At 67.2% G+C, this 22,971-nt stretch carries 20 protein-coding genes; 5 read left to right on the plus strand and 15 right to left on the minus strand.

Going from position 1 to position 22,971, the window contains the following annotated elements; all coding sequences use genetic code 11:
- Positions 1-88: 88 nt before the first annotated feature.
- Both ACE37B_RS21355 and guaA read right to left on the minus strand, forming a co-directional pair.
- Complete coding sequence (locus tag ACE37B_RS21355; RefSeq protein ID WP_409925370.1) at positions 89-1,267, minus strand: NlpC/P60 family protein; 1,179 nt, start codon at positions 1,265-1,267, stop codon at positions 89-91.
- Positions 1,268-1,489: 222 nt separating this feature from the next.
- Complete coding sequence (gene guaA / locus ACE37B_RS21360; RefSeq protein ID WP_409925371.1) at positions 1,490-3,133, minus strand: glutamine-hydrolyzing GMP synthase; 1,644 nt, start codon at positions 3,131-3,133, stop codon at positions 1,490-1,492.
- Between guaA and ACE37B_RS21365 the strand changes: the two genes are divergently transcribed.
- Positions 3,128-3,622 (plus strand): hypothetical protein, encoded by a 495-nt coding sequence (locus ACE37B_RS21365; RefSeq protein ID WP_409925372.1) that lies wholly within the window; start codon positions 3,128-3,130, stop codon positions 3,620-3,622. The genes guaA and ACE37B_RS21365 overlap by 6 nt on opposite strands.
- 58 nt (positions 3,623-3,680) lie before the next feature.
- Here ACE37B_RS21365 and ACE37B_RS21370 read toward each other — a convergent pair whose 3' ends face one another.
- A complete protein-coding gene (locus tag ACE37B_RS21370) occupies positions 3,681-5,645 on the minus strand; it encodes a hypothetical protein (RefSeq protein WP_409925373.1) in 1,965 nt (654 codons plus the stop codon).
- Positions 5,646-5,780: 135 nt separating this feature from the next.
- Here ACE37B_RS21370 and ACE37B_RS21375 point away from each other — a divergent pair, with 135 nt between their 5' ends.
- Positions 5,781-7,877, plus strand: coding sequence for an FkbM family methyltransferase (locus ACE37B_RS21375; RefSeq protein WP_409925374.1), 2,097 nt, complete (start codon positions 5,781-5,783; stop codon positions 7,875-7,877).
- 88 nt (positions 7,878-7,965) lie between these two features.
- Here ACE37B_RS21375 and ACE37B_RS21380 read toward each other — a convergent pair whose 3' ends face one another.
- On the minus strand, positions 7,966-9,105 hold the full coding sequence (locus ACE37B_RS21380; RefSeq protein WP_409925375.1) for a glycosyltransferase family 2 protein: 1,140 nt from the start codon (positions 9,103-9,105) through the stop codon (positions 7,966-7,968).
- Positions 9,102-9,599: a hypothetical protein gene (locus tag ACE37B_RS21385; protein WP_409925376.1), complete on the minus strand. Its 498-nt coding sequence runs from the start codon at positions 9,597-9,599 to the stop codon at positions 9,102-9,104. The genes ACE37B_RS21380 and ACE37B_RS21385 overlap by 4 nt, the downstream gene beginning before the upstream one ends.
- 109 nt (positions 9,600-9,708) lie before the next feature.
- Here ACE37B_RS21385 and ACE37B_RS21390 point away from each other — a divergent pair, with 109 nt between their 5' ends.
- Both ACE37B_RS21390 and ACE37B_RS21395 read left to right on the plus strand, forming a co-directional pair.
- Positions 9,709-11,139: a pyridoxal phosphate-dependent decarboxylase family protein gene (locus ACE37B_RS21390; RefSeq protein ID WP_409925377.1), complete on the plus strand. Its 1,431-nt coding sequence runs from the start codon at positions 9,709-9,711 to the stop codon at positions 11,137-11,139.
- 132 nt (positions 11,140-11,271) lie between these two features.
- Positions 11,272-12,060: an SDR family NAD(P)-dependent oxidoreductase gene (locus ACE37B_RS21395; RefSeq protein WP_409925378.1), complete on the plus strand. Its 789-nt coding sequence runs from the start codon at positions 11,272-11,274 to the stop codon at positions 12,058-12,060.
- 29 nt (positions 12,061-12,089) lie between these two features.
- Here ACE37B_RS21395 and ACE37B_RS21400 read toward each other — a convergent pair whose 3' ends face one another.
- From ACE37B_RS21400 to ACE37B_RS21420, 5 genes are all read right to left on the minus strand, one after another.
- Positions 12,090-12,770, minus strand: a complete 681-nt coding sequence (locus ACE37B_RS21400; protein WP_409925379.1) for an NUDIX hydrolase — start codon at positions 12,768-12,770, stop codon at positions 12,090-12,092.
- Positions 12,767-13,273, minus strand: a complete 507-nt coding sequence (locus ACE37B_RS21405) for a hypothetical protein (RefSeq protein ID WP_409925380.1) — start codon at positions 13,271-13,273, stop codon at positions 12,767-12,769. Before ACE37B_RS21405 ends, ACE37B_RS21400 begins: the two co-directional genes overlap by 4 nt.
- Before the next feature lie 174 nt (positions 13,274-13,447).
- Positions 13,448-15,079, minus strand: a complete 1,632-nt coding sequence (groL, locus tag ACE37B_RS21410; protein ID WP_409925381.1) for a chaperonin GroEL — start codon at positions 15,077-15,079, stop codon at positions 13,448-13,450.
- A gap of 70 nt (positions 15,080-15,149) precedes the next feature.
- Positions 15,150-15,443: a co-chaperone GroES gene (gene groES / locus ACE37B_RS21415; RefSeq protein ID WP_409925382.1), complete on the minus strand. Its 294-nt coding sequence runs from the start codon at positions 15,441-15,443 to the stop codon at positions 15,150-15,152.
- A gap of 198 nt (positions 15,444-15,641) precedes the next feature.
- A complete protein-coding gene (locus ACE37B_RS21420) occupies positions 15,642-17,078 on the minus strand; it encodes a DHA2 family efflux MFS transporter permease subunit (RefSeq protein ID WP_409925383.1) in 1,437 nt (478 codons plus the stop codon).
- A 127-nt stretch (positions 17,079-17,205) separates the two neighbouring features.
- On the opposite strand from ACE37B_RS21420, the gene ACE37B_RS21425 reads away from it, so the two are divergent.
- On the plus strand, positions 17,206-17,862 hold the full coding sequence (locus ACE37B_RS21425; RefSeq protein WP_409925384.1) for a winged helix-turn-helix transcriptional regulator: 657 nt from the start codon (positions 17,206-17,208) through the stop codon (positions 17,860-17,862).
- Between the two features lie 22 nt (positions 17,863-17,884).
- Here the strand turns inward: ACE37B_RS21425 and ACE37B_RS21430 are convergent, their stop codons facing one another.
- From ACE37B_RS21430 to tsaD, 5 genes are all read right to left on the minus strand, one after another.
- Positions 17,885-18,334 carry a hypothetical protein gene (locus ACE37B_RS21430; protein ID WP_409925385.1) on the minus strand — a complete coding sequence of 150 codons (450 nt, stop codon included), beginning with the start codon at positions 18,332-18,334 and terminating at the stop codon, positions 17,885-17,887.
- A gap of 82 nt (positions 18,335-18,416) precedes the next feature.
- Positions 18,417-19,034: a Maf family protein gene (locus tag ACE37B_RS21435; RefSeq protein WP_409925386.1), complete on the minus strand. Its 618-nt coding sequence runs from the start codon at positions 19,032-19,034 to the stop codon at positions 18,417-18,419.
- On the minus strand, positions 19,031-20,200 hold the full coding sequence (dusB, locus tag ACE37B_RS21440; protein WP_409925387.1) for a tRNA dihydrouridine synthase DusB: 1,170 nt from the start codon (positions 20,198-20,200) through the stop codon (positions 19,031-19,033). The genes ACE37B_RS21435 and dusB overlap by 4 nt, the downstream gene beginning before the upstream one ends.
- 103 nt (positions 20,201-20,303) lie before the next feature.
- Positions 20,304-21,833, minus strand: a complete 1,530-nt coding sequence (locus ACE37B_RS21445) for a fasciclin domain-containing protein (RefSeq protein ID WP_409925388.1) — start codon at positions 21,831-21,833, stop codon at positions 20,304-20,306.
- Positions 21,834-21,947: 114 nt separating this feature from the next.
- Entirely contained in the window at positions 21,948-22,970 is a 1,023-nt protein-coding gene (gene tsaD / locus ACE37B_RS21450) for a tRNA (adenosine(37)-N6)-threonylcarbamoyltransferase complex transferase subunit TsaD (protein WP_409925389.1), read from the minus strand.
- Between the last annotated feature and the right edge of the window lies 1 nt (position 22,971).

Below are 22,971 nucleotides of genomic sequence, written 5' to 3' on the forward strand. Positions count from 1 at the left end.
AGCCGTCGGGGCGTCCGCGACTTCAGGTGAACCCGCCCGATGACCGCAGCGGCCGACGACGCGGGAGTCGCACCGCGGGACGGGGACGTCAGCCGGGGCGGCCGACGCCGGAGACCTTCGACCAGTTCACGCTTGCGATCTTCACGACATCGCCGGTCGCCGGGGCGTGCACGAGTTGGCCGCCGCCGAGGTAGACGCCGACGTGGCTGATCGGGCTGTAGTAGAAGAGCAGGTCGCCGGGCTGAGCGGCGTCTTTCGACACGTGCGGGATCGACGCGAACTGCTGCGCCGACTGATGTGGCAGGTACACGCCGGCCTTGCCCCAGGCGTACTTGGTGAGGCCTGAGCAGTCGAAGGCGACCCCGGGGCTCGACGTCGCATAGCGGTAGGGCACGCCCTGCTGGTTCAGTGCGGCGTTGACGGCCACGCTGGCCAGTGACGACACCGGTGGGGCGCTCGATCCGCCGCCCGAGCTGCTCCCCGAATCGCCGCTCGAACCCGATGATCCCCCACTCGTGTTGGTGGTGCCCGACGAGCCCGAGTCGTTCGAGCCCGAGCTGTTCGAACCCGAATCGTTCGAGCCGGAGCTGTTCGAGCCGGAGCTGTTCGAGCCGGAGTTGCTCGAGGCGTTCTGGGATGCTGCGATCTCGGCTTGGATGCGCGCAGCTGATTCGGCTGCTCGACGCTGCTCTTCTTCGACGATGAGCTGGCCGAGTTCGGCTTCGGCATCGATGCGAGCTTGCTGATACTCCGCTCGGAGTCGTTCGGTTTCTTCCTGCGCCGAGACCAGCGACGCAGCCAGCTGCTCAGCCTGCCTCCGCTTGTTCTCGAGCTCGGTTCGATCGTCTTCGAGATCGGACACGTAGGCGTCGATCTCGTCGGTCGTGACGTCGCCGGCGCTCAGGGCCGCTCGTGCGAGCTCATCGCGCTGCAGCACGTCGTTGAGGTTGGCCGACTCTTCGAACAGCGGACCCAACGGTGCACGACCGGTGCCGATGAACGAACGGACGGCCATTTCGCCCAGGTCGGAGCGCAGCGTGTCGAGCTCGACCTCTTGCGCCGCGATGTCGGCTTCGAGGTCGACGATCTCCTCGGCGAGCAGGCGTTGATCGTCGAGGGCTGCGGTGTATTCCTCCCCAATCCGCAACGCCTGCTCTTCGAGGCGTTCGAGTTCGTCGACGATGTTCTCGACGCGCTGACGCTGCTGCTCGACGGGGCTCGCCGACGCGAGACCGGGGTGCATCGTCGGGACGACGACGGACACCATCAAGGCGATCGGGACGACTCGCGCGAACCGCCCGACACGAGTGCTCCGGCGCTGCGACCATCGCCGTGTGGAACGTCGCGGAGAGCTGTGCGTTGCGCGCTGTCGGAACCGCTTCATAGACAAGCCGCGAGTGTACCGATTATGACGAACTTGTTGCGATCGGCGTCATCGTTTCGTCCACCAGTTGGTCGGGCTGCCTGCGACGTCATTGCCGCTCAGACGTCATTCCCATTCGATGGTGCCCGGCGGCTTGCTCGTGATGTCGTAGACGACTCGGTTGACACCGTCGACCTCGTTGATGATGCGCTGCGACATCACCTCGAGCGTCTCATACGGGACGCGCGCCCAGTCGGCGGTCATGGCGTCATCGCTCGTCACCGCGCGAATGACGACCGGGTGACCGTAGGTTCGTTCGTCGCCCATCACCCCGACCGAACGGACGTCGGCCAACAGCGCGGCGTACGACTGCCAGATCTGGCGTTCGAGACCAGCGCGCTGCAGTTCTTCGCGAACGATCGCGTCGGCTTCCTGCAACACGGCAACGCGCTCCGGCGTGACCTCACCGATGATCCGAACGCCGAGGCCCGGCCCCGGGAACGGCTGACGCCACACCATCTCGTCGGGCAGACCGAGTTCGGATCCCAGCGCCCGCACCTCGTCTTTGAAGAGATCGCGCAGGGGCTCGATCAACTCGAGTTCCATGTCGTCGGGCAGCCCGCCCACGTTGTGATGGCTCTTGATCACCGACGCCGTGCCGTCGGTTCCCCCCGACTCGATCAGATCGGGATACAGCGTGCCCTGGACCAGGAACTTCGCTTCGGTGAGACCACCGGTGTGCTTCTCGAAGACTCGGATGAATCGCTCGCCGATGGCTTTGCGCTTCGACTCCGGTTCGGTCAACCCGGCGAGCGCTTCGAAGAACGTGGCGCCCTCGTCGGCGTGGATCAGTTCGATGCCGAGGTTGCGGCGGAAGGTCTCGACGACCTGCTCGCTCTCGTTCTTTCGCATGAGGCCGGTGTCGACGTAGATGCAGGTGAGCTGCGCCCCGATCGCCTTGTGGACCAGCGCCGCAGCGACGGAGGAGTCGACGCCGCCAGACAGGCCGCAGATGACGCGAGCGTCGCCCACTCGTTCGCGTATGAGATCGACCTGCTCGTCGATCACCGACGACATCTCCCAGTCGGCAGCGACACCGACTCGTTCGCGCAAGAACCGTTCCATCGTGCGCAACCCGAACGGCGAGTGCACGACTTCCGGGTGGAACTGCACCCCGTAGATCTCCCGCTCCTCGTTCTCGAGCACGGCCACCGGCGCGCCGGCCGACGACGCCGTCGCCACGAAACCCTCGGGCAGTTGCGTGATCCCGTCGAAGTGGCTCATCCAACACTCGTGGACGTCGGGAGCGTCGTCGGGAAGGATCAGGGACGGGCCCATGCGGGTGAGCTTCGTCCGCCCGTACTCACCGGCCATGCCGCGTCCGACCACGCCGCCCTCCAACTGCTGCGCGAGCAACTGGGCGCCGTAGCAGATGCCCAGCATCGGGATACCGAGGTCGTAGATCGCTGGATCGAGCGACGGCGCACCGTCGACGTGCACGCTGGCGGGGCCACCCGACAAGATGATCGCCACTGGTGCTCGCTCGGCGATCTCGGCGGCCGTGATCCGATTCGGCACGATCTCGGAGTACACGTGCAATTCGCGTACTCGGCGGGCGATCAACTGCGCGTACTGGGCGCCGAAGTCGACGACCAGTACCGTCGCCCGACCGGACTGCGCCGACGGCGAACGCGACGTCTGAGCGCCGCCGGACGTGACGACATCGGGGGTGGGACTCGTGGACTGGGGCGCTTGACTCAAGTCATGCATCGTAGAGGCCCGGCCGTCGCTGTCGCCAGGTTGCTCGCCGCCTTGGCGGCCGCGTTCGTGGCGCTGACGCTGGTCGCCCCGATCCCGGTCTCTGCACACCCGACATCTGCCGACCCGACATCTGTTGCGAGCGCGGGTACGCCCGCAGCAGCGACACCCGACACCACACCCGACACGACACCCGACACGACGGTGCCGACGACGCTCGAGGAGCAACCGCCGCTCCAGGAGCGGCCGCCGGTCACGGCCAGCGACTTCTTGCCCGACGATGCCAATCTCAGCGACTGCATCGGCTTGGTCGAGCGACCCGGCTGCGGAAGCGAAGCTCGTGGCGGAATCGGACAAACGGCCGTCTTCGTCGCGCTCGTCGCCGGTCTCGGCCTGATCTTCTGGCGCATCACCGCAGGTGTCCGCCGCAACCGCGCCGCGATCGACGCGGCACGACGCAGCAGCGACCGTGGCGAGCAGCCGGCCGACCCAGGCGCCTGAACGGTTCGTGCTGAACGGTTCGTGCTGAACGGCTCGTGCTGGCCGGTTCGACTTGCGGCTAGGCGTGGCGGATGCGCAGGTCGGGAAGCCCCCAGCAGGCGATCCCCATGTCGTAGGCCAGCATGCCGAGCCCTTCCGTTTCGACTTCGCCGATCTCGTCACGCTCCAACACCACCGGGTCACGACGGATCCGCTGGTTCGGCGCGCCGTGCAGGTATGCCGGCCAGATCAGGCCGTCTCGATGCCGATCAGCACGAACCAGCAGCATGGTCCCGCCGACTGCGTGGAGTTCGACGAGTTCGGTGCCGACGTAGTCATCGAAGTGATACCGCCCGTGATCGGTCCAGGCGTTCAGGTCGAACGTCCGGCCGTTCGGATCGACACAGTGCGGCTGCACCACCTCACCGCCGACCTCGCGGAGTCGAGCGACGACATCGGTGGGGTACGAGACGACATCGACATCGATCCACAACGCCCAGTCGGCATCACCGAGTCCCCGTGACAGGAGATGATTGCGGCTGCGGGCGAGCACCAAGCGTCGTTGGAGCTGGATCTCCGGCGCCCAGCGCGGGACACCGGCGGGGATCACGTATCCGAAGTCACGCTCGTGGACGGCGCTGTCGATGCCCGCGTCGGCGAGACGGTCGAACTCGGCCCGGAACGCATCAGCGGTTCCGTCCCTCGAGTCGCTCGCGAGCACCTCGACGCGCAACAGCGCTGACGGATACTCCAGCGCGAGGATGCGATCTACATACCCGGCTGCATGATGCGCCGCATCCTTGATCGGGGTGAGGACGACGATGCGCTCGTCGGGATCGACGACGATCGACGACCCAACGGCGCGACGAGCCCCATGCGGCGACACCGGCGAGCGGTCGAGTGAGTCAGCGAGCAGTCCGGCCATCTGGGCGCCGACGACGTCTGGCGAGTACCGGGCACGAAGCTCCGGTGCAAGGGCCCGAGCTCGCTCGACGAGTGACGAAGCCGTTCCGGCGACCACCGAACGCAGGAGGTCGACGGCGGCGTCCATGTCAGCGTGCGCCCACTCCGTCCCGAACTCGAAGAGTTCCCGATCGTCGTGCACGGTCCGTACACGTCGATACGGCAGCAGGCCCGGGTAGTCGTCGCCCAGGTACTCGATCTGTCCACCGAAGCCGGTGATGATCGCCGGGATCCCCATTGCCGCAGCGTCGAACGTTCCGAGCCCCCACCCTTCTGAAGCGGTCAACGACAGAGTGCAGGTCGATCGAGCAGCCAGCCCCGCCATCTGTTCGTCGGTCCAGACCGCCGTGCTGTAGTGAACGGCCGGAGGGTCGGGGAACTGCTCGGTGATTCGATGGATCAATTGCGCGATGTCGCGCACCCCACCAGGCCACGAAACGTGCCACGGGGTGGTCTTCACAGCGAGCACCACGGGGTCGGCGCTGGTGAATGCCCGGCAGAACGCCTCGATGGCGCGGTCGGGACGCTTACGCCAGTCCCAGGCCGAGACCATCGACACCACCGCGACGTCATCGGGGAGGGGCATCGGCGGTGGCGTCGGTGCCACGTCGGCCACGATGTGCGGAACGACGTGCACGGGTCGCGAGAACGCTCGCTCGAACGCACGACGGTTCCACTCCGTCGGCACCCAGAACTCGTCGACACCGGCCATCTGATCGATCCAGGCGGTCGGGAGATCGTCGAGTTCCCAGACGCTGTGTCCGATTCGATAGCTCGGCCGCAATTGCGCAGCGACCCCAGCCCACCCGCCTGGCACGGAGTGGTGAACGAGCGTCTCATCATCGACGCGTGGCCGCCGCAGCGCCCGGAGCCACGCCGCAGCCGACGACGAGTCATCGGCTCGTTGCCGGCCATCGACGGTCGCCTCCAGCGGTTCCCAGGCGAGACCGATCCGCGCATCGGTCGACGCCCCGGCCACATCGACCTCGCGGTGTTGCAGTAGCGCACGGATGCTTCGCTGTGCGGCGACGCCGATGCCTGCGGTCGTCCACTCGCACGCATAGCGAACCCTGCCGACCATCGACCGTCAGAGTAGCCATCGATCCTTCCGGCCGTCGATCGTTCCGGTTCCCGATCGTTCCGGTTCCCGATCGTTCCGGTTCCCGATCGTTCCGGTTCCCGATCGTTCCGGTTCCCGATCGTTAGGGTGCCAATGGTGAGAATCGCCTTCGTGACGCCGATCGAGCCCGGGCAACGCGGGAACGGGTCGGCCCAGCGAGCAGCCTTCTGGCAACGAACGCTCTCCGAGATGGGAGAGCTCACGACGATCGTGGTGCCACTCCTCGGGAGTCCGCCGATCTGCGAGGGCTCCGACCGGGACGGCGAACTCGTCGTCGTCGCGCCGATGGAGATGTCGCATCCCGATCATCCGCGGCTGGCCCGTCGCGCGCCGCAGTACCTCGGAGCGCGCCTCGCCACCGAGCTCGAACCGTTCGACCTCGTCGTCGTGTTCAAGTCCTACCTCGGGCCGTTCGGTGTCGGGCTCGTCTCGGCGGACCACACGCCACTCGTCGTCGACCTCGACGATGACGACGCCGCATTCGCAGCGTCGTATGGCGACCACGACACCGCTCGCCGCTTCCGATCGATGATCGCCGAGATCAGCCCACGCGTCGCACTCATGTCGAGCGCACGGGGATTCGGCACCACGTTGGCCGTCCCCAACACGTATCCCCTCGAGACGCCGGTGCCCCAGACGCCGAATACTCCACGCTCCGACGACCTCGTCGTGATGGTGGGCAACTTCTCCTACGGCCCGAATCTCGACGGCGCTCGTTGGCTGGGGCGTGACGTCTGGCCGGAGGTGCAGGCAACCCACCCGGCGGCTCGGCTCGTCATCGCCGGGCTTGGCAGCGACGACATCGACCACGGCGTCGGATTCGTCGACGACCTGACCGAGCTCTACCGCAGCGCCACGATGACCGTCGTACCCATCCACCATGGTTCGGGCACACGGATCAAGATCCTCGAATCCTGGATCCAGCAGGTTCCGGTCGTGTCGACGCCGCTCGGTATCGAAGGGCTCCACGCCGTCCACGGCGAGCACGCACTCATCGCCGGCGATGCCCGCGCGATGGCGGAGCAGATCTCCCGACTCCTCGACGACCCCAGCCTTCGTCGCCGGCTCGCAGCGGCCGCGGCGACGCTCGTCCGCGAGCGATTCGATCCGGACACGATCGGCGCCGACGTCCGACGGGCGCTGGAGCGTGTCGTCGTACCCCCGATCGGTCCGTGCCGTCTCGATGGCCCCGTCGCGACGGAAGTCGACGACGGACTGGTGGTCGACGACGAGAGACACGGCTTGGTACATCATCTCGACCCCATTGCCGCGATCGTCTACTCGCTGTGCGATGGCGACCTCACTTCGCTCGACCTCGCCGAGCTCCTCGCAGAGATCCTCGGATCGACCTCCGACGCAGAGTCGGACCTGAACCTTCGGCGGTTCGTCATCGCGCTCGACCAGCTCATCGACGTCGGTCTCGTGAGCGAGGATCCCGCCTTCGAACGCTGCGTTCTTCCAGGAGGCACCCGCCGGATCCGAATGCGTCCGTCGACCTTCGATCACCGGGTGGCGCACCTCGTCTACAGCGAGCAGGAGTACGGCGTCCCTGACCAGCTCCCGCCAGGCACGATCGGCATCGACATCGGCGGCCACATCGGCTCGTTCACCGCGAGGATGATCGACTCCGGCGCAGCCCACGTCATCGCCCTCGAACCGCAACCGGACAATCATCGGCTGTTTCAGATCAATCTGGCCGCCGAAATCGAAGCCGGGCTCGTCGATCTCCGCCGCCGAGCCGTCTGGAGTCCGCCAGCAGGCCAGGAGATCGTCATCGGGGCGGCGCCGGTGTTCGTGGAGCCCGGCCGACAGCCCTCGGTCAACACGGGCGGGCACGCTCCTCGACGGCGAGCCAGCGATGTCGTGACCGGTGATGACGAGTTCGTGGCGAGGTCGGTCTCGCTCGACGAGCTCATCGACGAGGTCCGCCGCCAGCACGGTGATCGAGGCAACGTGTGGTTGAAGATCGATTGCGAAGGCGCCGAATGGTCGACGTTGGAAACCGCCGAGCGGCTCGGCCAGGTCGATGTGATCGTCGGCGAGATCCATCCGGCCCACGGCTCATCCGAGCGGCTGGAGCGGCTCCGTGACCGACTGGTCTCGTTCGGTTTCGAGATCGAGTTCGACACCGACACCGACGCGACCGACCAACCCGTGTTGTTTCGAGCGATCGCAGCACGCGCATCGTCCTGAGCCAAGCGGCATCTCAGCCGAGAGCCAAGCGGCATCTCAGCCGACACCGAACCCGCCGACATCTCACCCGACTTCTACGGGCCGATGTTCATGGCCGGCGGCGGACGCGAGCGGCGAGCGCGACGGCGGCGGTGCGAAGTGCAGCGTCGTTCGGATTCGCCACAGCGGCCTCCGACATCGTCGCCGCGGCGCCGCGCACATCACCGAGGGCGAGTTGGCAGTCGGCGAGCAGCGTCCACGCCCACGAGGCGAACATGTCGTTGTTGTACGCAAGTGAATCGTCGAGGGGGTCGATGCCCGTGTCGATGAGGCGACGGAGGTGCGGGATCGCCAACGACGGCCGATGCTGCGTGGCGTGGTTCTTCGCAGCGATCCAATCGATCGTTCGATACCAAGGGCAGACCGCCCACATCTCGTCGACGAGCGCCGCCACATCTCGTCCGTTGGCGATCGAGCTCAGCGCGTACCCGGCGTAGCAGAGGACATCGGTCCGGTCGGTGAGTCCATTGCGCCGGATCACATCGATACCCGTCTGCCAAGCATGACGCGCCCCGTCGACATCACCGAGCGCCTCTCTGACGTTGCCGAGATGGTTCCACAAGTAACAGCGGTCGGGCAGCTCGCGAACGCGTGCTTCCAGCAACGGGAGGTTGCGCCGATGCTTGGCGGTCTGGTCGCCCTCGTACCCATGGTGCGTGATACGGAGGTGGGCGGAGTCGTGCACCGCGAGGCCCTCGTCGGCCTCGATGCGTCGGAGGTCCGGCACCATCGTTTCGTGGATTCTTCCGACGAAGCGGACGTCCGGGCGGTGACGCCAGACTCGAAATTCCCGATACGGCGACCAGATCGGACGGGCACGAAACCACACCCGCAGCGCCACGGCGTCGGTCGCCCGCAGCAGTTCGTCGCGGATCGCCGCCGGATCTGGAGCCTCCAGTTGCTCGTCGGCGTCGATGTAGAGAATCCACCTCCCGGTCGCCAACTCCAGTGCTCGGTTCCTCGCCGCAGCGAAGTCGTCCTCCCAGGGGTGCAGCGCCTGCACCGCACCGAACGACGCGGCGACCGCAACAGAATCGTCCGAACTCCCGGTGTCGACGACGATGATTTCGTCGCACACGTCGGCGATCGTGGTGAGGCAGCCTCGGAGGAGGTCGGCCTCGTCCTTGACGATGATGGCCGCCGACAGCAGCGGCCGCGGCTCGGACGGCGCGTCCGAGCCCGGCGTCATTCGGTCTCGGGGAGCGTGGCGTCCAACGGCAACAGCGCCGACGGCGTCGTCGTCGCGGGCGGCGTCGTCGTCGCGGGCGGCGAGGTCGTCGACGTCGTGGAGGTCGTGGAAGTCGTGGAGGTCGTCGGTGCCACCGACGTGGTGGTGCTGTCGGGGACACTGGTCGTGGTCGAGCTGGTCGTCGAACTCGTGGTCGACGACGTCGTGGTCGTGGTCGTGGTCGTGGTCGAACCGGTGTTGCTTCCGCCGCCGGTGTTGCCGCCCCCGCCGGTGTTGCCGCCCCCGCCGGTGTTGCCGCCCCCGCCGGTGTTGCCGCCGCCGCCGGTGTTCGCGGGAACGAGTGGGGCCGGCAGCGCGACCAGCGGTCCCTCGGACGACGCCCCTCCCAGACGGAAGGTGGCGACCGCTGGCACGGCTACCGCTCCGGCGACCAACGCCATCCGCCGGATGAATGCCCTGCGCTCCAGCACGTCCTCGGCCGGTTCCATGTTCATGTCAGTCATCGCGTGCCCTCCCAATCCCTGGGCCGGTGGGCCCGATGGCACCCTAGCTCGACGGGCGGGGTCGAGGAGCGGGTTTCTTGGCGATCGGTAGGGTTCCGTCGTGACCCCTGACGAGTTCCGCCGCCACGGCCACGACATGGTCGACTGGATCGCCGACTTCCTCGACGACACGGGTTCCGGACGGCGAGTGTTCCCGGAAATTCAGCCCGGTGACGTTCGTGCTCGACTTCCCGAGCATCCTCCGAGCGAACTCGAGTCGTTCGACGACGTCGTGGCCGATCTCGAGTCGATCATCGTGCCGGGCCTCACGCAGTGGCAGCACCCTGGTTTCTTCGCCTGGTTTCCGTCGAACGTGTCCTACCCATCGATCCTCGGCGAGTTGATGTCGGCCGGTCTCGGCGTCAACGCGATGGCGTGGGCCACTTCGCCCTCCGCAACCGAACTCGAAACGCTGATGCTCGACTGGATGCAGGAATTGTTGGGCCTGCCCGCGCGGTTCCGATCGACGAGCGAGCACGGCGGCGGTGTGATCCAGGGCACGGCGAGCGAAGCGACGCTGGTGGCGATGTTGGCCGCCAGATGGCGGGTGACCGGCGGCGACATCAACGCCGACGGCGACACCACCCGCCTGGTCGGCTACTGCACGTCCCAGGCTCACTCGAGCATCGAAAAGGGATTCCGCATCGCCGGTATCGGGTCCGAGCGGGTTCGTCTCGTCCCGCACGACGAGCGTTTCGCGATGCAACCCGGCGCGCTCGCCGAGATGATCGCAACGGACCGATCCGCCGGCTTGCTCCCGTTCTTCGTCTGCACCACGCATGGTACGACGTCGTCGATGGCGTTCGACCCCACACCTGCTGTCGCTGAGATCTGCGAGCGCGAACGCCTCTGGCTGCATGTCGACGCGGCGATGTCGGGCATCGCTGCACTCGAGCTGTCGCTGCGATGGGTGAACGACGGGTTGGACCGCGCCGATTCCTACACCACCAACCCGCACAAGTGGATGGGCATCAACTTCGACTGCAACCTGTTCTGGACCGCCGACCGTGCCTCGCTGATCGGCGCGCTCAGCATCTTGCCGCCCTATCTCCAGTCCGCGGCAGCCGAAGCCGGTGCGGCCATCGACTACCGCGACTGGCAGATACCGCTCGGTCGCAGGTTCCGCGCGCTGAAACTGTGGTTCGCGCTCCGCACCGAAGGCGTCGAACCCGTGCAGGCGATGATCCGGGATCACGTCGCCTGGACCCAGCAACTCGCCGACATCTTCGGCGCCGACGACCGCTTCGAGGTGCTCGCCCCGCATCCGCTGAACCTGCTGTGCGTGGCGCTGCGCGGCGACACCGTCGAGTCGGCGAACGCGGCGACCGATGCGCTCATCGACGCGGCGAATGCGACCGGCGAGGTGTTGTTCACGCGCACGCTCCTCGACAATCGATCGGCGCTGCGGATCTCGGTCGGCGCCCGGGCGACGACCCACCGTGACGTGCTCGGCGCCGCAGCACTACTGCAGCGACTCGCTCCGGCACGCTGACCGCCACCCCGGCCACGGGCGCCACCGACGCGACGCGTACCCACGGCTGATCGAGAGGTGGACGGCAACGATCGTGTGCCGCGCTGCTCGACGGATGCCACGGCGAACCGGGCCGCATGGCACGATGCGATGATGACCTCGTCGTCCGCTCGTCCCGTCGCACTGATCACCATGGCCACCGGCTACGTCGGCCCCGCGCTCGCCCGAACCCTGGCCGCCCGAGGATTCGATCTCGTCCTGCACGGTATCGATGGCGACGCAACCATGGTCGGCGTCGAAGCATCGTTCGCCGACCAGCGTCCGGCGCTCGAGGCGGCAGGAGCCACGGTCGTGACGGTGAGCGATGTCGATCTCTCGACGGCGGCCGGCAACGCGACGCTCGTGTCCGCTGCGCTCGACCGGTTCGGACGGCTCGACTCGGCCTGCCTCGTCACCGGGGTGATCATCGTCGGCAAGTTCCTCGACATGACCGACGAACAGTGGGAGACGATCAAGCGCACCAACCTCGACATGGTGTTCCACGGATTGCAGGCGGTCCTTCCACCGATGGTCGATGCCGGCGCCGGCCAGACCGTTGTCTTCACCTCGGCGACCGGAGGCCGCCCCGGCCCGATGACCTCGATCTACGGGGGCACGCGCGCCGGGGCGAACGGACTGGTGCGAGCGATCGGCCTCGAGCACGCCGCCGATGGCATCCAGGTCAACGCCGTCGGTACGAACTTCATGGATTTCCCCGGTTTCCTCAAGGCCTCCGGTGCCGGACGCGACCCCGAACGCCGAGCACGGATCGAGGCACAGACACCGATGCGCCGTCTCGGCACGATGGACGAGTTGGCGGCATTCACCTCGGTCCTGCTCGACGGGACGAGCCGCTTCCAGACCGGTCAGTTCTTCGACTTCTCCGGCGGCTGGGGCGCCTGAAACGCCTCCCCGTGCCGACCGCACGGCCGTCAGCGAGGGAGCGTGAGGAGATCGAAGATCATGCGGGCCGTGGCGCCCCAGACCGTCTCGTCGTCGAGGTGGAAGAAGTGCAGCGGGCGGTCGAGCGGTGCGAGCCCCCAACGCTCGCGGTGATACGTGCCCGGCATCGTCAGTTCCCGAATCGGCGTCCACATCACGCGATCGGCCTCCATCGTGCGTGGGGCCAACGCGACGGGTTCGTCGAGTCGGGCCACGACGGGCACGATGTAGCTCTTCGACACGATCGTCGAGAGATGCTCGAGTTCGCCGATGACCTGCGGCGCGTCCGGGTCGAGCCCTACCTCCTCGTGCGCTTCGCGGATCGCGGTCTCGACGGCGGACTCCCCGTCGTCGCATCGACCGCCGGGAAAACTGATCTCACCCTTGTGGTTGCGCATCCGCATCGAGCGTCGAGTGAGCAGCACCTCGGCACCGTCGGGACCGTCGGCGAGCAAGAGCAGCACCGCGGAATGCTTCGCGTCGGGAAAGGTCGGCAGCATCGGTGCCGACGACGCGGCGACCGGCGCGATCAATTCGTCGACGGACCACGTTGCATGCAAGTCCCACGGCGCGTCGAATTCCACGATCGTGTTCGACGGACGAGGGATCTGCTGGCGACCACCGGGTCGACGGGTCGCGCCGTCCGGACGCTCGATCGCTCCGGCACTCATTCGTCCGACGACATGTTCTTCTTGGCTCGCCGTGCGAAGTTCACTCCGTCGCCGACGAGGCGGCCCGCCTTCTGACCGACCTCTTCGCTCGTCGGTCGTGACGGCCGCCGACGCGTCGACTTCGTCGCCATACGGCGAGCCTTCCGCTCGTCTTTCGTCGCGAAGTCGGTGTTCCACCAGACGAAGGCGAGCACCACCGCCAACATCAGCATCAGCAGACGCGCATTGTCGCCAACCGAGACCACCGGTTGCACAGCGGCCGACACCACCGCCACGACGATCACGACATCGATGATCCGATGGACTCGCCGATGCAAGAAGCTGAACGCACCGGCCGGCCCATGCGTGCACGCGGCATTGAGCATGACGCCGACCCCGAGCACGGCAGGGATCGCAGGCGCCTCGCTTTGGATACTCGACGAGATGAACACGGCGCCGATGACGTACTCGACGACCTGATGCAACCAGAACGGTCGCATTGCTCGATTCGACTCACGTGCCATCCACCGAAGGGTACCGAACACCTCGACGCGCTCGACGGGAGTCCCCGCGGCGTTCGGAGAACGCAAAAGGGGAGCAGGCTCGATGCCTGCTCCCCTTCCGATTGAGGTCGAAGACCGACGATGTCGGACTTCAGCTGACGGAGTCAGCGGCCAGGACGAGGTCCTGGCCGGGGCTCACATCATGCCGCCCATGCCGCCCATGCCGCCCATGGCGCCAGCGCCACCGTCGGCTTCGGGCTCATCGGCGATCAGGCACTCGGTGGTGAGCACCATCGCAGCGATCGACGCAGCGTTCTGGAGACCCGCACGGGTCACCTTGGCCGGGTCGATGATGCCCGCAGCGATGAGGTCCATCATCTCGCCAGTGGCAGCGTTCATGCCCACGGAGCCTTCGGCCGCCTCGACTTCGCGCACGACGACGGTGCCTTCGAGGCCCGCGTTGTTGGCGATGTTGCGACCGGGAGCGACGAGCGCTTCCCACACCGTCTTGGCACCGACCTTCTCGTCACCCTCGAGCGAGTCGACGACGGCCTGCACGGCGGGCCGCGCCCGGATGAGGGCGGTGCCGCCACCAGCGACCACGCCTTCCTCGATGGCTGCACGGACCGACGACACGGCGTCTTCGATGCGGTGCTTCTTCTCCTTGAGCTCGACCTCGGTCGCAGCGCCGACCTTGATCAGCGCAACGCCGCCGGCCAGCTTCGCGAGGCGCTCCTGGAGCTTCTCGCGATCCCAGTCGGAGTCGGTGTTCTCGATCTCGGCCTTGATCTGGTTGACGCGGCCTTCGATGTCGGACGACTCGCCGCCACCGTCGACGATGGTCGTGTTGTCCTTGGTGATCACGACGCGCTTGGCGGTGCCGAGCAGGTCGAGCGTCACGTTGTCGAGCTTGAGGCCGACTTCTTCGCTGATGACCTGGCCACCGGTGAGGACCGCCATGTCCTGCAGCATCGCCTTGCGACGGTCGCCGAAGCCCGGGGCCTTGACGGCCGCTGCGTTGAACGTGCCGCGGATCTTGTTCACCACGAGGGTGGCGAGCGCTTCGCCTTCGATGTCTTCGGCGATGATGACGAGCGGCTTGCCCGTCTGCATCACGGCCTCGAGGGTCGGGAGCATCGTCTGGACCGTCGAGATCTTGGCGCTGTGCAGCAGGATGTACGGGTCCTCGAGGACCACTTCCTGACGCTCGGCGTCGGTCACGAAGTACGGCGACAAGTAGCCCTTGTCGAACTGCATGCCCTCGGTGAAGTCCAGCTCGGTGCCGAACGTGTTCGACTCCTCGACCGTGACGACGCCGTCCTTGCCGACCTTGTCGATGGCGTCAGCGATGACTTCGCCGACCGACGAGTCGGCGGCCGAGATGGTGGCGACGGACGCGATGTCCTTCTTGTCGTCGACGTCCTTGGCCTGGCTCTTGATCGACTCGACCGCAGCGGCAACAGCCTTCTCGATGCCGCGCTTGATCTCCATCGGGTTGGCGCCAGCAGCGACGACCTTCATGCCGGCGTTGACCATCGCCTGTGCGAGCACGGTGGCGGTCGTGGTGCCGTCACCGGCGATGTCGTCGGTCTTGGTCGCGACTTCCTTCACGAGCTGGGCGCCCATGTTCTCGAACGGGTCTTCGAGTTCGATCTCTTTCGCGATCGAGACACCGTCGTTGGTGATCGTCGGTGCGCCAAACTTCTTGTCGAGCACGACGTTGCGGCCCTTTGGTCCGATGGTCACCTTGACGGCATCGGCGAGCTTGTTGACTCCGGCTTCGAGTGCGCGGCGCGCCTCGTCGTCGAACTTCAGGATCTTTGCCATGTTGAGTTACTCCTCTTGGCTTGCAGTTTGCTTCGAAATGTATGTGGGAACGGACGTCTGAGCGTGAGGCTCAGCGCTCGACGATCGCGAGGACGTCACGGCTGTTGAGGACGAGGAGATCCTCGCCACCCGAGTTGACCTCGGTGCCGCCGTACTTGCTGTACAGCACGGTGTCGCCGACGTTGATGCCGACTTCGATCAGTTCGCCGGTGCTGTCCGAGCGCTTGCCCGGGCCGACAGCGAGCACTTCGCCCTGCTGCGGCTTTTCCTTGGCGGTGTCGGGGATCACGAGACCGGAAGCGGTCTGCGTCTCGGCCTCCGCGGGCCGGACCACGATGCGGTCCTCGAGTGGCTTCAGGTTCATGTTGCATGCCTCCATTGGCAGTCATCTACGGAATTCGTTGTCAGATCCGAGGAGGTCCCCGCAGCGTTGCCGCTGGCACTCCCTTCGATCGAGTGCCAGAATACGACGACATCGAGCGATTGGCAACCGGCAATCGAGAGTGCCAACTCCTTCTGTCCCGGATGCTGGCTGGATCCCGGCGAGATGCCGACCGCGAGATCAGTCCGTGGCAGCCACGACCGGCGCCGGTCCGGACGGGGCCGCCGACGGACCGATCCGGCCGAGGGGTGCAGCGAGCAACGACGTGGCCACTCCCCCGGCGACGAGCAGCCACCAGACCAGGCCGAAGTGGTCGTTGGCCTCCGCCAGACTGGTGGGACGACCGACGAACGCGATCGTCAAAGCGACACCGAGCGTCCCGCCGAACTGGCGGATCGCCTGATTGACACCGCCCCCGACACCGAGTCGATTGGGCGGCAATGCCTGCGCCACCACACTCGACAGCTGCGGTAGACACAGCGCGACGCCCACGCCGGTGAAGAACATCGACGGCAGGTAGTCGATGACGTACGCGGGTTCGACCGACAAGAACACCAGCCGCCACAGACCACCAACGGCGAACAACGCGCCTCCGATCAACAGCAGCGGTCGCTGCCCGACCTTGCCGGCCAGGGCACCGAATCGCGGCGCCAGCACCGCGACCAGCGCCGGCCCCGGAGCGACGGCGAAGCCCGCGCGCAGGATCGAGTACCCCCACACCTCGGTGAGAAACAGGATCGAGGAGAAGAACATCGCCGTGAACGCGACGCCGAATGCCATCGAGGCTGCGTTGCCCCACGAGAAGTTCGGGATCGAGAAGAGTTCCAGGTCGACCGCGGGCCTCGACGTGACGCGCTGATGCCGGACGAACACGCCGAGGAGCACGACGCCCGCGATGATCGATCCGATCGTGCGCCCGTCGGCCCAGCCCCACTCCTCGCTCTGCACCACGCCGAGCGAGACGAACCCTGCCGACATGATGATCAGCACGACACCGGACCACGCGGGCAGCGCCGTCGACGGATCCTTCGACTCGGCGAGCAGGCGTCGGCCGATCACCAGGGTGGCGATGCCGATCGGTAGGTTGATGAAGAAGACCCAGCGCCAGCCGCCGACCTCGACGAGCGCGGCGCCCAGTGTCGGACCCAGCGCTCCGGCAACCGCACCGGTCGCTCCCCAGATCGCTACCGCAACGGGCACCTTTTGCGGCGGGAACGCTCGCAGGATCAACGCCAACGACGACGGCAACAACGTCGCCGCGCCGACAGCCTGCACCAGCCGGAATGCGATGAGGAGTTCGGCGCTCGGCGCGACGCCGCACAGCATCGACCCCACGGTGAACACCGCAGAGCCGACGAGAAAGGCCCGCTTGTGGCCGACCCGATCTGCGATCTTTCCGGCCGGAACCAGCAGTGCCGCGAAGACGATCGTGTACGCGTTGAGCACCCAGGACAGCTGTGCAGGAGCGACGTCGTCGAACGAGGCGACGATGTCGGGGAAGGCCACGAACAACACCGTGGTGTCGAGGAAGGCAGCGAGCACGGCGAGCGACGAGACAGCCAGCGTCTTCCACGCTGCCGGCGACACCACGATCGGGGGGCTGGCGGTGGCGGTCATCGCCAGGTTCGCGTCGGGTCTGATGCCAGCTGGACTGGCACGTTCGATAGCATGAACATGTTTTACAACCAACCTCACCCACTTTTCCAAGTCAACGAGAAATTCCTCGCATCGTGAAACTCGAACCGTGACCAGTCGCTCCTACCGCCAGCACTGTGGCGTCGCCGAGGCGCTCGACGTCCTCGGTGAGCGCTGGACGCTCCTGATCCTGCGCGACCTCTTGCCCGGACCGCAGCGGTTCACCGACCTCGCTCGTCGCCAGCCCGGCATGGGCACCGACCTCCTCACCAGTCGGCTCCGTCGACTCGAAGAACACGATCTCGTCGAACGCGTCCCGCTGCCGGCACCCGCCAACGGGTCGATGTACCAGCTCACGGAACGCGGCGACGACGTCCGCCCCGTGCTCGCGGCGCTGGCGCGTCTCGGCGCCACCTGGCTGCCGACGACGCCGACCGGTAGACGCCGCTACGACGCATCGTGGGCGCTCACGACGATCGCGGAACACCTCGGCGATCGCGCACCGACAGCGCTCGGTCTCACGGTCACCTGTGACGGGCACCATCACTCCCTGGTCGTCGCCGACGACGGCACCACGTCATCGGTCTACGGCGACCTGCTCGATCCCGCCGTTCGGATCGAGGGTCCGACCCGCAACATCCTGGCCGTCCTGTTCGGCCGAGTGGCACGATCCGAGGAGCCCGATGTGCAGATCACCGGCGACGACGCCGACATCGATGCCTGGCTCGACGCGATCGCTCACGCCGTCCCCTTCGCCACGCGCTGAGCACTCGCGACCGATCGGTTCGCTACGACAGCCCGCTCGGAGACGGCGGAAGCAGTGACGCCAAATGTGTCGGGTCGAGATCGATCGCCAGCCAGAGCGGCCGGTCGAGCGCGGCACGATCGGGGGCCGTCGTTGCGATCACGAGACCCTTGGACACGATCGCCTGGTCGACGACCTGGCGATGCTGCGGGAGCGGGATCGCGACGGCGAACACACATCGGACCGGAACGCTGATCTGCACGGCGAGCACGAGTACCTGGTGGATGCCAGCCGCCTTCGCGTCGGCGCCGGCCTCGACCAGCGTTCCTTCGGTGGCGATGTCGCCGATGCCGTCGATGGCGTGCACCCGAGCGAGGTCAGCGACCTCGGGATGATCGGCGGCGTCGATGACGATCGTCGGCATCTCGGTGCCCTGGTCGTCGATCGACGTCCCGCTGTCGAGCACGGTGAACACCGGCGGTTCCACGCTCACCGACGCGCCCCCGTCAGCATCCCCAGCAACGCCCCCGGCAACGCCCCCAGCAACGCCCCCAGCAACAAGGTCACGGTGACACTCATCGACCGACGGTGTCGCCCGATCGCACCGCTCGGCGAAGCATGCCGAGTGTCTCTGCGAGCGGGAGACCGATCACGTTGGTGACGCTGCCGTCGACGTGCTCGACGAAGGCGCCCGCAGCCCCCTGGATCCCGTATGCGCCCGCTTTGTCGTCGGCTTCGCCCGTGGCCAGGTACCAGTCGATCATGGGCTCCGTCAGCGCGACGAACGCGACGTCGGTGCTCACCACGAGCGTCTCGAAGGTCTCGTGGCCGCACTCCGACGTGAGCACCGTGACTCCCGTGTGGCACCGATGCACACGGCCGGACAGCAACCGCAGCATCCGGCGGGCGTCGTCGCGGTCGACCGGCTTTTCGAGGATCGAACCCTCGAGTTCGACGGTCGTGTCGGCGGCCAGGATGATCTCGTCGGGCCGGGCGACGGCGACCGCCTTCTCTCTCGACAGTCGCTGGACGTAGCGGATCGGGTCGTCGCCGCGCGGACGTTCGTCGATGTCGGGCGGGCGAACGACGAACTCCAGCCCGACCGACGCCAGCAGTTCGCGCCGTCGTGGCGACCCCGAGGCCAGCACGAGGTCCAAGCCGTCACCGAGTTCGACGAGAGCCCGACCCGTCATCCGCCCGACATGGCCATCTGCTGGTCGTCGTCGGGAACGGTCACGTCGGTGTCGAGCGCTGCCCGCTGCTGCCCGTCGAGCCAGCCGTCGGGGATCGAGACCTTGGTGGGTCCGCGTGTGTGCCCTCGCTTGATGCGTTCGCCACCATCGACGATTCGGGTCTCGGCGCCACATTGGTCGAGGACCTCGCCGAGGATGTCGTCGAGTTCGTCGAGCGTCGCGACCATCGCGAATCGCCGTCGAAACTCCGAGCCGATCGGATAGCCGCTCATGTACCAACCGGTGTGCTTGCGGAAATCGCGCAGCGCGTGATTCTCCCCGAGATGGTCGGCGAGCATTCGAGCGTGGTCGGCCATCACCGACACCACCTCGCCGAGCAGTCGGCTCGGGGCGACGTCTCGCCCATTGAGCGCGTCGACGAGGTCGGCGAACAGCCACGGTCGGCCGAGGCATCCTCGTCCGATGACGACACCGTCACAGCCGGTCTGCTCCATCATCGCGACCGCGTCGGAGGCTTCCCAGATGTCACCGTTGCCCAGCACCGGGATGTCATAGCCGAGGCCGACGATGTGCGCCTTGAGTTCCCCGATCGCTTCCCATCGGGCCTCGCCCGAGTAGTGCTGCTCGACCGTTCGAGCGTGCATCGCGATGGCGGCCACGCCTTCCTCGGCGCACACCTCACCGGTCCGCAGGTGGGTGAGCCAATCGTCGAAGAGACCCATCCGGAACTTCGCTGTCACCGGCACCCCGTACGGTGCGGCGTTGGACACCGCGGACCGCAGGATCGAGCGCAGCAGCTCCGGGCGGGCGGGCACCGCGGCTCCGCCGCCGCGACGGGTCACCTTCGCGGCCGGACACCCGAAGTTGATGTCGATGTGGTCGACGCGACCGTCGTCGCACAGCCGGTGAACTGCCTGGCCCATGACGTTCGGGTCGCTGCCGTAGATCTGCTGGCTGCGAGGCCGTTCGTCCGGACCGAAGCTGATCATCCGATGGGTCTTGGCGTTCGCATGCACGACCGGCGTCGCCATCACCATCTCGTTGACGTACACGAGGCCGTCGGCGTAGCGCCGACACAGCGCCCGGAACGGCGCGTTCGTGACGCCCGCCATCGGTGCGAGCACGACGGGCGCAGCCAGTTCGTGAGAGCCGATCGAGAACGTCATATCAACCTCCACGGTATCGGCGACCTCAACGTCGCCGACGGGACCTGCGAGGGTCACGAGCCCGATCGCTCAGGCCGCGTCCGGTTCGCGGCCGGACGGGTGGTCAGGTCGGTTCGAGCACGGTGTCGATCACGTGGATGAATCCCTCGTCCGACGCGAGATCGGTGTCAATGATGCCGGCGCCGCCGATCGTCGGCGGTGTCGCTCCCGCGTCGACGGGTTGTGGCCCGCCGAACTGCATGTCGATCGAAGTGCGCGTCAGGACCTCTGCGGCATCGATCGCCTCCCCCGACAACACGTGGGCGCGCACGAGGTCGCGGGCGATGCCGGCGTTGGAGAGATCGGGGCCATCGGGGTCGTCGATGAGCGCAGTGATCGCATCGTCGTCGGGGGCGAAGATGGTCACCACCCGCGTCGGGTCGTCGAACTCACTGCGCAGTCCGGCGAGATCGATCAGCTGCACGAATCCCGACAGGTCCGGCTCGGCCCCCAACACCGCCAGGGGCGACCCGGCAACCGGCGGGGGAACGGTCGTCGTGGTGGTGGTGGTCGTGGTCGTGGTCGTGGTCGTGGTCGTCGTTTCCGGCACCGTCGTCGTGGTCGTCGTTGCCGGCACCGTCGTCGTGGTGGTGGTGGTCGTGGTCGTGGTCGTGGTCGTGGTCGTCGTTTCCGGCACCGTCGTCGTGGTCGTCGTTGCCGGCACCGTCGTCGTGGTGGTGGTCTCCGGCACGGTGGTGGTCGTGTCCGGCACCGTCGTCGTCTCGGCCGTGGTGGTCGTCGGGTCGAGCACCGTGGTGGTCGTCTCGACGCTGGGCGCGTTGTCGATCAGGGTGCAATCGATGCGGTTGCCGCTGCGGAACTCAACATTGGGAAACCGCACGGTCATGATGCGCAACGAGTCGGAATCGGCACCCGAGAACGAGATGTCGACGGCGAGGACGCTCGGGCTGCTGTCGGCCCCACGGTCGACCGTGCACTCCGCCGTGACGCCCGCCTCGGCGATGGCCGGCTCGACCGGCTCGCCCAGTTCGACGGTCGTCGACCAGTCGTCGGCGTCGAGACTCACCGTGGGCTCCCAGCGGAACTGCGCCCGGCCTCCGGCATCGGTCTGGCGGATTGCGGGCTGCCCGGCCACGGCCTCGGCAGGAACGATCCAGACGTAGTCGGCCGCGATCGCCGTCGGCGAGGACACGACCGCCGTGATCGTCGAATCCCGGGCGGCGCCCGACGCGTCGAGCCGCGACACGTCGAGTGACACCGGCGCATCGATCTCGCCGAGCACCTCCTCGTCGTCGTCACCGCCGCCGAGCACGATGAGCAAGATGACGAGGCCGATCACGGCGAGCACTCCGAAGAGCACGAGCGCGAGTTGCCCCGGCTGGCGGTACCACGGCGGTGGGTCGTCGAGCGTGGCGATGTAGGGCTGCTCGGCGCCGGGCGGCGGCCCGGGCGGCAGGTTCGGATCGACGGGTTCGCCACGCTCGGGGGCACCCGGAGGCTGAGGTGTCCCGGCCGCAGGCGGCAACGTCGGAAACACCTGAGTCGGCTCCGTCGGCGCGCCCTCCACCGGATTGTTCGGCAGCCCAGGAATGTCGCCGGGCTCACCCGGCGGAGGGAACTCGTCATTCGACATTCCCCCAGTGTCCCACGCCCGCACGTCAAGATGGCGTCTGGGCCATGCTGCAGGCCATGCTGCAGGTCATGGTGAGGTCATGGTGCCAGGCACGATGACCTGCTGCAGCGGCGCTCAGTCGAGGAGAGGGAGGCGAAGGTTGGGGGTGGCGCCCGTGGCGAGCGAGGAGGGGCCGTCGGAACGAAGTCGATGCCAACCGGTCGCTGCGATCATCGCCGCGTTGTCGGTGCACATCGAGCGGCTCGGCAAGAACCCCTGGATTCCATCGGCTTCGCATGCGCCGAGCAGTTCTTCGCGCAACAGCGAGTTCGCTGCCACGCCACCCCCGAGCACGATGCCCGTCGCACCGACCTGCTTCGCGGCACGGCGCGCCTTGTGCACGAGCACGTCGACGACCGCCATCTGGAACGACGCGGCGATGTCCGCGTCGCCCACATCGGGATGCTTGCGCACGTAGTTCATGACGGAGGTCTTCAGACCGGAGAAGGAGAAGTCGAGACCTTCGTCCTTCATCGCGCGCGGGAATGCAATCGCATCCGGGTCGCCGAGCAGCGCCGTCTCGTCGATCGCCGGGCCACCGGGGTATCCGAGTTCGAGGAACCGAGCCACTTTGTCGAACGCTTCACCAGCGGCGTCGTCGATCGTCTGGCCGAGCAGTCGATACTGCCCGTGGTCACGCATCTCGACGAGCATCGTGTGACCGCCCGACACCAGCAGCACCACCAGCGGAAACTCGAGCGTCGGGTCCTCGAGCGACGCCGCATAGAGGTGTGCCTCCATGTGATTCACCGCCACGAACGGCTTGTCCCAGGCGAGCGCCAACGCCTTCGCTGCCGAGACGCCGACGAGCAACGCACCGACCAGGCCGGGTCCGACCGTGCAGGCGACAGCATCGATGCGCGATTCGTCGACCCCACCTTCGACGATCGCGCGGGCGATCACCGGGTTGAGCACATCGAGATGCGCTCGCGACGCGACCTCCGGCACCACGCCGCCGAATGCCGCGTGCAGATCGATCTGGGTCGACACGACGTTCGACACGACGTCGTGGCCGCCCATCACCAGCGCCGCGGCCGTCTCGTCGCAACTCGTCTCGATGCCGAGCACCAGCGTCGACTCGTCGCAGACCGCGTTCACC

Source organism: Ilumatobacter sp. (genome assembly GCF_046290335.1).
Classification (GTDB): domain Bacteria; phylum Actinomycetota; class Acidimicrobiia; order Acidimicrobiales; family Ilumatobacteraceae; genus Ilumatobacter_A.